Raw genomic sequence first — 12565 nt, forward strand, 5'->3', positions numbered from 1 at the left:
GGACGCCGACGGTCGGGTGCTCTAGGCTCCGGGTTAGGTAAGCCTAACCTTAGAAGGAGGTCGCGCCATGCGGCCCAAACCCGCCGAGATCGTCCGTACCCTCGTCGCCGGCCGCCTACCCGGTCTCGTCCATCTCGCGCACCGGCCGGGCCCGCACCACGCCCGGCACGTGACCGACCCGGACGGGCGGGTGCTGCTGCTGGTGCCGGTGGCCAGCCACCTGGCCGCCGCACTGCAGCCGGTCGCCGGCACCAGCGACGTCGCGGTGGTGCTCGACGTGCTCGACCTGCCGCCCGCCGCCGGTGCGCCAGGTCTGGGTCGCGCCTGGGTCTCCGGCTGGGCGGGCGAGTTGCACGGCGACGAGGCCCGCCGGGCGGCGCTCGACTTCGCCGCGGTGGAGCCGACCGGCGACCTGCTCGACCTGGGCACCCGGTTCCGGCTGTTCCGCTTCGAGGTGGTCGAGGTCCGCTGGGAGCGCGCCGGCGCCGTGCGCCGGATCGACCCGGGAGAGTACGCCGAGGCCGAGCCGGACCCGGTGCACCCGGTCGAGGCGCGACTGCTCGCCGACCTGGCCGAGCGCCACGGTGCCCAGGTGACCGCGTACCTGCGCCGGCAGCTCGGGTTGACCGAGCAGACCCTCGACGGGCCGCCCCGGGTGGTGCGCATCGACCGCTACGGGCTGGTGGTCGCCCTCGGCCGCCCCGGCGCCCGACGCCGGATCCGGTTGGCCTTCCCCGGCCCGGTGGCCGACCCGGCCGACCTGCCGCGACTACTGCCACCGCTGCGCCTCCCCGCCAGCACCCACCCGCCGCGCTGACGGTCAGGTCGGGAGGGGACCGGTGAGGTAGCGCTGGATCGTCGGGCCGATCGCTGCGACGAGCGTCTCCGGGTCCGCCGAGGCGACCGGCTCCAGCCGCACCACGTGCCGCATCATGGCCAGGCCGATCATCTGGGTGGCCACCAGGGAGCCGCGCAGCGGTAGCTCGGCCGGATCCACGTCGAGGTTCTCCAGCACCCGGCGCAGCACCTGGGTGGTGACGAACTCACGCAGCAGTCGAGCGGTCCACTCGTTGCTCACCGCGGAGCGCAGCAGGGCCTGCGCGGCGCCGCCGGTCGGGGAGTCCCAGACGCCGAGGAAGATGCGCACCATCCGCTCACCGGCGCCATCCCGGTCACCGGCGAGCACCTTCGGCACCAGCTGACCGGGATCGACCGGAAAGTCCATCGCGGTCAGGAAGAGCTGGTCCTTGCTGCCGAAGTAGTGGTGCACGAGCGCCGGGTCGACCTCCGCCGCGCCGGCGATGGCCCGGATCGAGGCGGCGTCGAAGCCACGTTCGGCGAACGCCGTCCGCGCCGCGTCGAGAATCGCCTCCCGGGTGCCCGGTTTGCCGGGTCGCCGGCCGGTTCGCCGCGTCATCGCCGCCCTTCGTTCGTCCGCCTGGCCCGTCGTGAGCCGGCCCTGCCCGTGCCGGGGTCGGCCGCCGCGCTGGCCGCCGCCCCCGGCGCGGGCGGTCAGCCGCTGCGTCGGCGCAGGGTGGCCGCCGCGAGCACCAGCGCCAGCACCACCGCACCGAGCACCACCGCCACGTCCCGCCACATCGTGCCGGTCGGCTCGGCGTGGGCGCCGACCTCCTGCAACGCCTCGATGGCGTACGAGAGGGGGAAGGCGTCACTGAGTGCCTGGAGCCAGCCGGCCATCTGGTCACGGGCCACGAACAGCCCGCAGAGCAGCAGTTGGGGGACCACCACGACTGGCAGGAACTGTACTGCCTGGAACTCGGTACGCGCGAAGGCGCTGCACAGCAGCCCGAGGGCGACACCGAGCACGGCGTCGACGACGGCGATCCCGATCACGAGGCCGATGCTGCCGGCGGTCTCCAGATCGAAGACCCAGTACGCCACGGCGGCGGCGACGGCCGCCTGCACGGCGGCGGCCAGCCCGAACGCGATGCCGTACCCGAAGAGCAGGTCGAGCTTGCCCAGCGGTGTGGTGAGCAGACGTTCCAGGGTGCCGGAGGTGCGTTCACGGAGCATGGCGATGCTGGTCACCAGGAACATGATCACGAAGGGGAAGATGCCCAGCATCACCAGCGCGACCCGGTCGAACGTCGTCGGCTGGCCGGGTGGGGTCGGCTGGTCGGCGTACATGAAGTAGACCAGGGTGAGCAGGACGGCCGGCACCACCACGAGCAGTGCGATCGTCCGCCGGTCGTGCCGGAGCTGACGCAGGATGCGGCCGGTGGTGGCCGCCAGGATCCGGGGGTTCATGACTGCTCCTGTGCGGCTTTCGAAACGGTGGTGGCCGGACCCGCCTCGCCGGCCCGGATCAGGCGCAGGAACGCCTCGTCGAGGTCGTCCACACCGGCGGCGGCGCGGATGGCGGCCGGGCTGTCGTCGGCGATCAACCGTCCCTGGCGGATCAGCAGCAACCGGTCGCAGCGGGCCGCCTCGTCCATCACGTGGCTGGACACCAGCAGGGTGGTGCCCGCGGCGGCCATCGCGTGGAACCGGGCCCACAGGTCGGCCCGCAGCACCGGATCCTGACCGACTGTCGGCTCGTCGAGAATCACCAGCTCCGGCTCCCCGACCAGGGCGCAGGCCAGCGAGGCCCGGCTGCGTTGACCGCCGGAGAGGGTGGCGACCAGTTGACCGGCGGCCTCGGCCAGGCCGACATCGCTGATCGCCCGGTCGGCCTCGACCCGCCCGCGCCCGTAGAGGGCCGCGAAGTAGCGGGCGTTCTCCCGGACGGTCAGGTCGGCGTAGACGCTCGGCGCCTGGGTCAGGTAGCCCACCCGGTGCCGCAGCGCCGGGGTGCCCGCCGGTTGGCCCAGCACGGTGACCGTGCCACTGCTGACCACCTGCACCCCGACCACGGCGCGCATGAACGTGGTCTTGCCACTGCCGCTGGGGCCGAGCAGCCCGGTGACGGCCCCGCGGGGGACCTGGCAGCTGATGCGGTCCAGCACCCGCCGCCCGCCCCGGTCGACGACCAGGTCGCGGACGCCTATCGCGTCGTCCATCATGTGCCTCCCAAGAAACTCATCATCTGTTGAACTCAACGCTAGATGAAATCCTGCCTCCGGTGCAACGGCCACGACCGACCATCGGCCAGCTACCGTGCGCCGAGCATGAGAACGGGCAGTAGGCTTCGGACCGGACAGCGAGTCCGCCAACGGGCATTGCGCGCCGATCGGGCGTACGGCACGATGGCGCCGTGGGTCACGCTCCGTTACCGAATAGCGGTTTTCTTGAGGACTGGGCCGCGCGGTTGCGGCAGACCGTCGAGCGGCCGGTCGTCGGCATCCTGCTGCGCGGCAGCCACGCCCGCCGAGCCGCCACCGCGCACAGCGACGTCGACCTCGACGTGCTGGTCGGCGGCGCACCGTACGCGGCGCGGCAGGCGTACCTGGCCGAATCCGCAGGTCGGGTCACCCACGTATCGGTCGCCGCCCGCGACGTCCGCTCCTGGGTGCACCGGCTCGGCGAACCGGCCGACTGGGCGTTCGGGCTGCCGGTCACCGCGCCGGCGCGGCTGCTCTGGGCCGACCCGCACTGGCGCCCCCGGATCGACCTGCCGGTGCTCTGCCAACCCGCCGAACCGCCCCGACTCGAGGAACTGATCGCCACGCTCGGTAAGGCAGCGGCCGCCCGGTCCGCCCACGACCGCCTCGGGGTCCGGCTCGCCGTCGCCGACCTGGCCCGACTCTGCCCATCGGTGCTGCGCCCGGCGAACCCGTCGGTGCGGGTCCACTCCCGCCGGGCGGCCTTCGCGGCGGCCCTGGACCTGCCGGTGGCCCCGGCGGGCTACCGGGCGGACATGCTGCTCTGCCTCGGGCTCCGACCGGGCGCGACCGGCCAGCTGTGGGCCGCCGCCGTACGGCTCGTCGCCGGCACCCTGCCGTTGATCCGGCCGTACGCCGAGGAGATCGCCGAGGCAGCCGGCGCGGACCTGGCCGCCGCCCTGGTCGACGGCCGGCTGGACCGTTACGTGGCCCAGTTGGCCCGGCCCGACGGACCCGCGCCGCAGCCCTGCCGGGAGCGGTCACCGGTGCCCGCGCCACGTGCGGGACACTTGGACACTGTGTCCGTACCTGACTCGCCGGCGACCGGCGTCCCCAGCGCTCCGAGCGACCCGGTGGCCTCCGGGTCGGCCCGCCCGTCCCGACTCGACGCGGCCATCGCGTCCCGACTGCGCCGCACCGCCGACGGTCTGGTCGCCGCGGTGGTCCGCGCGCACGACTCCGGCGAGGTACTGATGGTCGCCTGGATGGACGACGAGGCGCTGCACCGCACCCTCACCACCGGTCGGGCCACCTACTGGTCGCGCAGCCGACGCGAATACTGGGTCAAGGGGGCCACCTCCGGGCACCACCAGTACGTGCGTTCGGTCGCGCTGGACTGCGACGGTGACGCGCTGCTGGTCAGCGTGGACCAGGTCGGCGCGGCCTGCCACACCGGACATCGGACCTGCTTCTTCACCGAGTTGCCCGTCACCGCCCCGGAGGCACGGTGAGCGCGCGCGGCGCAGCCCGGCGCAGTCCCGCAGCCGCGAACGAAAGGCAGACCCAGCCATGACCGACGGCACCGTCAGCCCCGACCTGGGCACATTCACCGAGCTGGCCGCCGACTGGCGGGTGGTGCCGGTGACCCGGCGGCTCCTGGCCGACGCGGAGACGCCGGTCGGGGTCTACCGGAAGCTGGCCGGTGGACCGGGCACATTCCTGCTGGAATCGGCCGAGCAGGGCGTCGGCTCGGCCGGCCTGGCCTGGTCGCGGTACTCGTTCATCGGCGTACGCAGCAGCGCCACCCTCGTCGAGCGCGACGGTGTGGCGACCTGGCTCGGCACGCCGCCGGCGGGGTTGCCCACCGGGGGTGACCCGGTGCGGGTGCTGCGGGAGACGGTGGCGGCGCTCGCCGGCCCGGTCGGGGACCCGTCCGACGGTCTGCCGCCGCTGACCGGGGGCATGGTCGGCTACCTCGGGTACGACCTGGTCCGCCGCTTCGAGCGGCTGCCCGAGCTGACCGAGGACGACCTCGGCGTGCCGGAGTTGGGCATGATGCTCGCCACCGACCTGGTGGTGCTCGACCACTACGACGGCTCGGCGATCCTGGTCGCCAACGCGGTGCTGCCGCCGCTGGACGCCCCGGACCGCGCCCCGCAGGTCGCCGCCGCGTACCACCACGCGGTGGGCCGGCTGGACGCGATGACCACGGCGCTGTCCCGGCCCATCCCGCCGATGATCTCCACCGTCGAGCGTCCGCCGGCCGGGGAGGTGCTCTGCCGTACGCCCGACGGCGGCTACCCGAAGGCGGTGGAGGCCGCCAAGGAGGCGATCCGGGCCGGTGAGTGCTTCCAGATCGTGCTCTCCCAGCGCTTCGAGCGCTCGACGCACGCCGACCCGCTGGACGTCTACCGGGTGCTGCGCACCAGCAACCCCAGCCCGTACATGTACCTGCTGCGCTTCGACGGGTTCGACATCGTCGGCTCGTCCCCGGAGGCGCACCTGAAGGTCACCGGCGGCGTGAGCGGGGGGCGTCGGGCGTTGCTGCACCCGATCGCCGGCACCCGGCCGCGCGGCGGCACCCCGGCCGCCGACGCCGTGCTCGCCGCGGAGCTGCTCGCCGACCCCAAGGAACGGGCCGAGCACGTGATGCTCGTCGACCTCGGCCGCAACGACCTGGGCCGGGTGTGTCAGCCCGGCAGCGTGGAGGTGCCCGAGTTCGCCACCATCGAGCGGTACAGCCACGTCATGCACATCGTCTCCACCGTCACCGGCACGCTGCGTGACGACCAGAGCGCGTTCGACGCGCTCGCCGCGACCTTCCCGGCCGGGACCCTCTCCGGTGCGCCGAAGGTGCGGGCCATGGAGATCATCGAGGAGTTGGAGCCGGTCCGTCGCGGCCTCTACGGCGGTACGGTGGGCTACTTCGGCTTCGGTGGCGACCTGGACATGGCGATCGCCATCCGGACCGCGCTCATCCGTGACGGTCGCGCCTACGTGCAGGCCGGGGCCGGGGTGGTGGCCGACTCGGACCCGGCCGCCGAGGACCAGGAGACGCGGAACAAGGCCGCCGCCGTGCTGGCGGCGATCGCGGCTGCCGAGACGTTGCGGCCAGCCCGGTGAGCGCGAGGAGTGCAGCGCAGCGGAGCCCCGCAGTCGCGAACGAAAGGCCGGCACCGGTGAGCGCGAGGAGTGCAGCGCAGCGGAGCCCCGCAGTCGCGAACGAAAGGCCAGCCCGATGAGGGATGGCGAGCGGTCCGTCGGGGGCCGGCGTGAGTTGACGTACGCCGTACTCCTCTGTCTGGTCGGCGCGGCCCTGGCGCTGTGGGCCGCGACGCGGACCTGGTCGGTCGAGCTGACCGTGCGCCCGGCGCCGCTGCCGCCGGTCCGCGACACGCGTAGTGGTGCCGGGCTGCTGCCCTGGTTGCCGGCGTTGGCCCTGGTGACGTTGGCCGGCGGTGGTGCGGTGCTGGCTACCCGGGGTCGGCTGCGGCAGGTGCTCGGGGCTCTGCTGGGTGTGCTCGCTCTGGCCGTGGCGGCCGGCGGTGGGTACGGGCTGGGTGTGGACGTCGACGGCTCGGTGAGCCGGCAGTGGCCGGTGCTCTGCCTGCTCGGCGGCCTGCTGGCCGCCGCGGGCGGTTTCTGGACGGCGGTGCGTGGGGGAGGCTGGCCCGCGATGGGTGCCCGGTACGAGCGGCCGGCCCGCACCGCCCCGCCGGCCGCGCCCGCGTCGACCGGCGCATCGGATTCGCCCGCGCCGATGGCCGGGCGACGGACCACCGAGGCGTGGGACGCGCTGGATCGGGGTGAGGATCCGACGGCCGAGTGACGGCGAGGGCCGCTACGACGGGTGGGTGTCAGCCGACTGGTTGACGGTCCCGCCGCGGTCGCTGGCTGGCGGCGCGGGCGGCGGTCAGTTCGGCCACCAGGCGGTTCAGTTCGGCGCGCTGGTCGGCGCGGGCCCGGTCGGCGCAGACCGCCTCCCAGGCGTTGCCCCGGGCCGTGCGCATCCGCCCCTCGCCCACCACGGCCCGTTCCACGGTGTGCACCACCCCGACGGCGAGCGACGCCACCGTCCGCGAGATGGTCGTCAGGCCGATGGTCGCTTGCGGCTCGGACATGCTCATGGTCACCTCGCACGAGGAGTTGCGACGGTCGGGGCAGGCGCGTCATCGAGTCTGCCCGAGGACGATGCTGGCCGACTGACGTTTCGCCGTCGTGACCGCCCGGTCAACTGTCCCGCCCCGGCCGTGACCAGGGGCCGTCCGTTCGGCCTTGAGATTGCTCACAACATCGACCGACACCGTTGTCGTCGGGCGCGGGCCGGGAACTGGTGGCATGATCGATGCGTCGGCACGGTCTGACCGCGGCCGCCAGGCTCCATACCGCGTTGCGATTGTCGATACGGGAGGTGGCGCTGCGTGACACACCGTTCACGGCAAGTCGGCCATTATGCCGCAGCCCTTTTCGTGAGCAGCGCCATACCCCCGGCATTCGGCGTCGGTCGGCTGCCCCTAGCATCGGCCCATGACGCCCGGAGAGGGGAGTCCGTTGGTGACTGCTGAGCATGCGCACGCCGAGGGGGACGAGGCCGGTCAGGCAGCGTCCGTAAGCGTGCTCGACGAGATTCTGGCTGGCGTGCGTGAGGACGTCGCCCGACGCCAGGAGCAGGTTCCGCTGGAGCGGATCCGTGAACTGGCAGCGGCGGCGCCGCCGCCGCTGGACGCGTACGCGGCGCTGCGTAAGCCCGGCGTGGCCGTGATCGCCGAGGTGAAGCGCTCGTCGCCGTCCAAGGGGCGGCTGGCCGAGATCGCCGATCCGGCCGACCTGGCGGTCGACTACGCCGCCGGTGGGGCGCGGGCGATCAGTGTGCTGACCGAGGGGCGCTGGTTCGGTGGCTCACTCGACGACCTGGCGGCCGTTCGGGCCGCGGTCAGCGTGCCGGTGCTGCGCAAGGACTTCGTGGTCTCCAGCTACCAGATCCACGAGGCGCGCGCGCACGGCGCCGACCTGGTGCTGCTGATCGTCGCCGCGCTCGAGCAGAACGTGCTGATGGGCCTGCTGGAGCGGATCGAGTCGCTGGGCATGACCGCGCTCGTCGAGGTGCACGACGAGGAAGAGGCCGACCGCGCGCTGGAGGCGGGCGCTCAGGTGATCGGGGTCAACGCCCGTGACCTGCGTACCCTGGAGGTCGACAGGTCGGTGTTCGAGCGGATCGCACCCGGCCTGCCCAGCAGCGTCGTCAAGATCGCCGAGTCCGGCGTTCGTGGTCCGCACGACCTGATCCGGTACGCCTCCGCGGGTGCTGACGCGGTCCTCGTGGGCGAGGGCCTGGTCACGCAGAAGAGCCCTCGCGAGGCGGTCGCCGAGCTGGTCAACGCGGGTAATCACCCGGCAACGCCCCGGCCGGTGCGCTGACCTCGCACCGGACGCCCCACCGAGAGGATTTCCGATGAGCGCCGACGCGCTGGCCCCGGTGGCCGGCCCGCAGCCCGACTCCGCCGGCCACTTCGGCCGCTTCGGCGGTCGGTTCGTTCCCGAGGCCCTGGTGGCCGCGCTCGACGAGCTCGACGGGGCGTGGCGCACGGCCATGGCGGACGAGTCCTTCCGGGCCGAGTTCGGCGCGCTGCTGCGTGACTACGCGGGCACGCCGTCGCTGCTCTACGAGGCCCGGCGGTTCTCCGCGAAGGTCGGGGCGCGGGTGTTGCTCAAGCGCGAGGACCTCAACCACACGGGCGCGCACAAGGTGCGCAACGTGCTCGGCCAGGCCCTGCTCACCAAGCGGATGGGCAAGACCCGGGTGATCGCCGAGACCGGCGCCGGCCAGCACGGTGTGGCCACGGCGACGGCCGCCGCCCTGTTCGACCTGGAGTGCGTGGTCTACATGGGCCAGGTCGACACCGAGCGGCAGGCGCTCAACGTGGCCCGGATGCGGATGCTCGGCGCCACCGTCGTTCCGGTCACCAACGGCTCGCGCACCCTCAAGGACGCGATGAACGAGGCGATGCGCGACTGGGTGGCGAACGTCGACGAGACGCACTACCTGATCGGCACCGCCGCCGGTCCGCACCCGTTCCCGGCGATGGTCCGCGACTTCGTCCGGGGCATCGGTGACGAGGCCCGTCAGCAGTGCCTGGACCTGACCGGCGCGCTGCCGGACGCGGTCACCGCCTGCGTCGGCGGCGGCTCCAACGCGCTGGGCATCTTCCACGCGTTCGTCGGCGACGACGACGTGCGGCTGTACGGCTTCGAAGCCGGCGGCGAGGGGGTTGCCACCGGCCGGCACGCGGCCAGCATCACGGGTGGGTCGGCCGGTGTCCTGCACGGCACCCGCACCTACGTGTTGCAGGACGCCGACGGGCAGACGCTGGAGTCGCACTCGATCTCCGCCGGTCTGGACTACCCGGGCGTGGGGCCCGAGCACGCCTGGCTGCACGACACCGGCCGGGCGAGTTACCTCCCGGTCACCGACGTCGAGGCGATGGCCGCCTTCGAGCTGCTGTGCCGTACGGAGGGGATCATCCCGGCGATCGAGAGCGCCCACGCGCTCGCCGGCACCGTCGCGCTGGGTCCGAAACTCGCCGCCGAGCTGGGTCGGGAGCCCACCATCGTGGTCAACCTCTCCGGTCGGGGCGACAAGGACGTGCACACCGCCGGCGACTACTTCGGCATCCTCGACAAGGAGCGGTGACATGAGCCGGATCGGGGTGGCCTTCGACAAGGCCCGCGCCGACGGACGGGCCCTGCTGATCGGCTGCATGCCGGCCGGGTTCCCGAGCGTCGACGGCAGCATCGCCGCGATGACCGCCATGGTCGAGGCCGGTGTCGACGTCATCGAGGTGGAGATCCCCTACTCCGACCCGGTGATGGACGGTCCGGTGATCCAGAAGGCCAGCGACATCGCGCTGGCCGGCGGCGTCCGCACCAGGGACACCCTGCGCATCATCGAGGCGGTGGCGGCCACCGGCGCTCCGGTGGTCACCATGACCTACTGGAATCCGGTCGAGCGGTACGGCGTGGACGTGTTCGCCCGTGACCTCGCCGCCGCCGGTGGCACCGGCCTGATCACCCCCGACCTCATTCCCGACGAGGCGGCCGAGTGGCTCGCCGCCTCGGACGCACACGGACTGGACCGGACGTTCCTGGTCTCCCCGTCGTCCACCGACGCGCGGCTGGCGATGACCGTGCAGCACTGCCGCGGTTTCGTCTACGCGACGGCGGTCATGGGTGTCACCGGCGCCCGGGCGCGTACCTCGGACGCCGCGCCGACGCTTGTCTCCCGGGTCCGGGAGGTCACCGACCTACCCGTGGGTGTCGGTCTCGGCGTGGGCACCGGTGCGCAGGCCGGCACCGTCGCCGGTTACGCCGACGGGGTGATCGTCGGCAGTGCGCTGATCAGGTGTCTGCTCGACGCGCCCACCGAGGCGGAGGGGCTGGCTGCCCTGCGTACCCTCAGCGCCGAACTCGCCGAGGGCGTCCGCAACCCCACCCGCTGACCCCGTCCGCTGGCGCCGCTGCTGAGGCGCCCGTTCGACGAACCATCCGGCGAGCCGGGGGCAGGTCTCGCTGTTGAGCGGTATACCTCTGCGTCATATTTACGACCCACAGGTATACCGCTCACGCGCATGCGGCCGGTCGGCGAGGCTCCGCGACCACCCGCCGGGCCTCGTGTCGCTTACGGATTCGTCAGTGGCGCCGGGAGGGGTCCGCGGCCTCGCCGCGTTGCTCGGGTGGCTGCCCCGCTCCCGACCGGCCGTCGTGGCTGGTCGTCTGGCCCTGCTCGGCTGGGCGAGCCGCTGGCGGCGAGGTCTCGGTGGCGCCGGGCAGCGGCGGGACGTCGCGGAGCATGCCGGAGCGGCCGGCGGTCGCGTCGGCGACGGCGGCCCGGGTGAGCGGGGTGACCGCCTCGGGCAGCGTGTCGGGGGAGTGCCAGGACAACCGACAACCCGGCAGTGGGTCGGCCGGCGGCCGGCCGTCGGTCGCGGACGCCCGAAAGACGTGCACGAGTACGTCGGGCAGCGGCCCGACGCGCCCGGGCGACGTCTGCCCGGTGGGGCCGCTCAGGTGGTAGACGCCGACCAGGTCGACCAGCTCGATCTCCCAGCCGGTCTCCGCGCGGATGTCCCGTAGGGCCGCCCGCACCGGGCTCTCGGCCGGACGCAGCCGCCCACCGGGCAGCGCGTAGCGGCGTTCCCCCCGGCCCTGCTGGCAGAGCAGCACCCGGCCGGTGTCGTCGGTGACGACCGCGGCGACCGCCCAGGTGAGCGCGCTCATGGACAAAGAGCGTACGGGGGCGCAAACCAGAAGTCACCGAGATGCCCGCTCCCGTGCCCGGGGTGCCGCTACGGGGGTGTGCAGCGGTAGCGTGTGCACCCGTGACCCTCGCCTCGCTGTCCCCCCAGGCGGCCCTGCCCAGTCCCAGCACCGCGGTCTGGCAACTCGGGCCGGTGCCGATCCGGGCGTACGCGCTCTGCATCATCGCCGGCATCGTGCTGGCCTGCTGGGTGACGGAGCGCCGGCTGCGGCAGCGCGGCGTCGCGCCCGGCGCGGTGCTCGACATCGCCGTCTGGGCGGTGCCGGCCGGCATCATCGGCGCCCGGATCTACCACGTCGTCACCTCCCCGGAGAAATACTTCGGCGCCGGTGGGGACCCGATGAAGGCCTTCGCCATCTGGGAGGGCGGTCTCGGTATCTGGGGCGCCGTCGCCGGTGGTGCGGTCGGCGCGTACATCGCCGCCCGGCAGCTCGGCATCCCGCTCGGGGTGGTGGCCGACGCGCTGGCACCCGGGCTGGCGCTGGCCCAGGCGGTCGGCCGGGTCGGCAACTGGTTCAACAACGAGCTGTTCGGTGGCCGCACCACCCTGCCGTGGGGCCTGCAGATCCACCGGATGGATCCGGACAACCCCGGGCACGCGCTGCGGGACGACGCCGGGCAGCCGATCCTCGAACCGGGCCTCTACCAGCCGACGTTCCTCTACGAGGCGCTGTGGAACCTCGGCGTCGTCGCCCTGGTCCTCGTCCTGGACCGCCGCCTGAAGCTGGGCCGTGGTCGGGCGTTCGCCCTCTACGTGATGGGCTACACCGTCGGCCGGTTCTGGATCGAGATGATGCGCACCGACGAGGCCAACCAGATTCTGGGCGTACGACTCAACGTCTGGACCGCCGGCCTGGTCTTCCTCGGCGCGTTGATCTACTTCGTCCGGGTGCGTGGCCCGCGGGACTACCTGATCCCGCTCGGCGCGGTGGCGACGCCGACCCCGCCTCCCACCTCCGACCTGTCCCAGATCGACCTCTCGGAGCGGGAGACCCCCGCGCGGGCCACCGCCCCGGAGGGCTACCGGGTGGTCAGCGAGGAACAGTACGCCGCCTGGCAGGACACCGGCGTCATCCCAGCGGAGCCGGCCACCGACCAGGGCGCCGAGCCGCTCGATGACGCGGCGCCCGTCGACGGCCCGTCGACCGACGACGAGCCGGTGGACGACCCGTCGACTGCGCGTACCGACCGGGCCGACGCCGCAGGCGTGCGGCCCGCCGACCGGGACAGCTGAGCGGGGGCGGCACCG

The 12565-nt window shown here is 73.4% G+C and carries 13 protein-coding genes and 1 pseudogene; 9 read left to right on the forward strand and 5 right to left on the reverse strand.

Going from position 1 to position 12565, the window contains the following annotated elements; all coding sequences use genetic code 11:
- Window positions 1-67 precede the first annotated feature (67 nt).
- A complete protein-coding gene (locus AB0C25_RS17920; RefSeq protein ID WP_357374349.1) occupies window positions 68-817 on the forward strand; it encodes a DUF2470 domain-containing protein in 750 nt (249 codons plus the stop codon).
- Between the two features lie 3 nt (window positions 818-820).
- Here the strand turns inward: AB0C25_RS17920 and AB0C25_RS17925 are convergent, their stop codons facing one another.
- The 3 genes from AB0C25_RS17925 to AB0C25_RS17935 form a co-directional block, all read right to left on the reverse strand.
- Window positions 821-1417, reverse strand: coding sequence for a TetR family transcriptional regulator (locus AB0C25_RS17925; RefSeq protein ID WP_357374351.1), 597 nt, complete (start codon window positions 1415-1417; stop codon window positions 821-823).
- Between the two features lie 95 nt (window positions 1418-1512).
- Complete coding sequence (locus tag AB0C25_RS17930; protein WP_357251158.1) at window positions 1513-2268, reverse strand: ABC transporter permease; 756 nt, start codon at window positions 2266-2268, stop codon at window positions 1513-1515.
- Window positions 2265-3020 carry an ABC transporter ATP-binding protein gene (locus AB0C25_RS17935; protein WP_357374353.1) on the reverse strand — a complete coding sequence of 252 codons (756 nt, stop codon included), beginning with the start codon at window positions 3018-3020 and terminating at the stop codon, window positions 2265-2267. Before AB0C25_RS17935 ends, AB0C25_RS17930 begins: the two co-directional genes overlap by 4 nt.
- A gap of 557 nt (window positions 3021-3577) precedes the next feature.
- On the opposite strand from AB0C25_RS17935, the pseudogene AB0C25_RS17940 reads away from it, so the two are divergent.
- From AB0C25_RS17940 to AB0C25_RS17955, 4 genes and pseudogenes are all read left to right on the forward strand, one after another.
- Window positions 3578-3901, forward strand: a pseudogene (locus AB0C25_RS17940) (phosphoribosyl-AMP cyclohydrolase); the annotation flags it as partial.
- Window positions 3902-4081: 180 nt separating this feature from the next.
- Complete coding sequence (hisI, locus tag AB0C25_RS17945; RefSeq protein WP_357374483.1) at window positions 4082-4513, forward strand: phosphoribosyl-AMP cyclohydrolase; 432 nt, start codon at window positions 4082-4084, stop codon at window positions 4511-4513.
- Between the two features lie 58 nt (window positions 4514-4571).
- A complete protein-coding gene (locus tag AB0C25_RS17950) occupies window positions 4572-6125 on the forward strand; it encodes an anthranilate synthase component I (RefSeq protein ID WP_357374355.1) in 1554 nt (517 codons plus the stop codon).
- Window positions 6126-6240: 115 nt separating this feature from the next.
- Window positions 6241-6831 carry a Trp biosynthesis-associated membrane protein gene (locus tag AB0C25_RS17955; protein ID WP_357374358.1) on the forward strand — a complete coding sequence of 197 codons (591 nt, stop codon included), beginning with the start codon at window positions 6241-6243 and terminating at the stop codon, window positions 6829-6831.
- Window positions 6832-6859: 28 nt separating this feature from the next.
- On the opposite strand, the gene AB0C25_RS17960 is transcribed toward AB0C25_RS17955, so the two are convergent.
- Entirely contained in the window at window positions 6860-7129 is a 270-nt protein-coding gene (locus AB0C25_RS17960) for a hypothetical protein (RefSeq protein ID WP_357374360.1), read from the reverse strand.
- A gap of 487 nt (window positions 7130-7616) precedes the next feature.
- Here AB0C25_RS17960 and trpC point away from each other — a divergent pair, with 487 nt between their 5' ends.
- Genes trpC through trpA form a run of 3 tightly spaced genes read left to right on the forward strand, consistent with a single transcriptional unit; the run spans window position 7617 to window position 10498 of the window.
- A complete protein-coding gene (trpC, locus tag AB0C25_RS17965; protein WP_357251431.1) occupies window positions 7617-8420 on the forward strand; it encodes an indole-3-glycerol phosphate synthase TrpC in 804 nt (267 codons plus the stop codon).
- Window positions 8421-8454: 34 nt separating this feature from the next.
- Entirely contained in the window at window positions 8455-9693 is a 1239-nt protein-coding gene (gene trpB / locus AB0C25_RS17970) for a tryptophan synthase subunit beta (RefSeq protein ID WP_357374362.1), read from the forward strand.
- A gap of 1 nt (window position 9694) precedes the next feature.
- The gene (trpA, locus tag AB0C25_RS17975) at window positions 9695-10498 is read left to right on the forward strand and encodes a tryptophan synthase subunit alpha (RefSeq protein WP_357374365.1); all 804 of its coding nucleotides are present in this window, start codon (window positions 9695-9697) and stop codon (window positions 10496-10498) included.
- Window positions 10499-10688: 190 nt separating this feature from the next.
- Here trpA and AB0C25_RS17980 read toward each other — a convergent pair whose 3' ends face one another.
- Entirely contained in the window at window positions 10689-11276 is a 588-nt protein-coding gene (locus tag AB0C25_RS17980) for an NUDIX hydrolase (RefSeq protein WP_357374367.1), read from the reverse strand.
- A 101-nt stretch (window positions 11277-11377) separates the two neighbouring features.
- Between AB0C25_RS17980 and lgt the strand changes: the two genes are divergently transcribed.
- Complete coding sequence (gene lgt / locus AB0C25_RS17985) at window positions 11378-12550, forward strand: prolipoprotein diacylglyceryl transferase (protein WP_357374369.1); 1173 nt, start codon at window positions 11378-11380, stop codon at window positions 12548-12550.
- Window positions 12551-12565 lie beyond the last annotated feature (15 nt).

This window comes from Micromonospora sp. NPDC048839 (assembly GCF_040649915.1).
In the GTDB taxonomy this organism is placed as follows: Bacteria; Actinomycetota; Actinomycetes; order Mycobacteriales; family Micromonosporaceae; genus Micromonospora.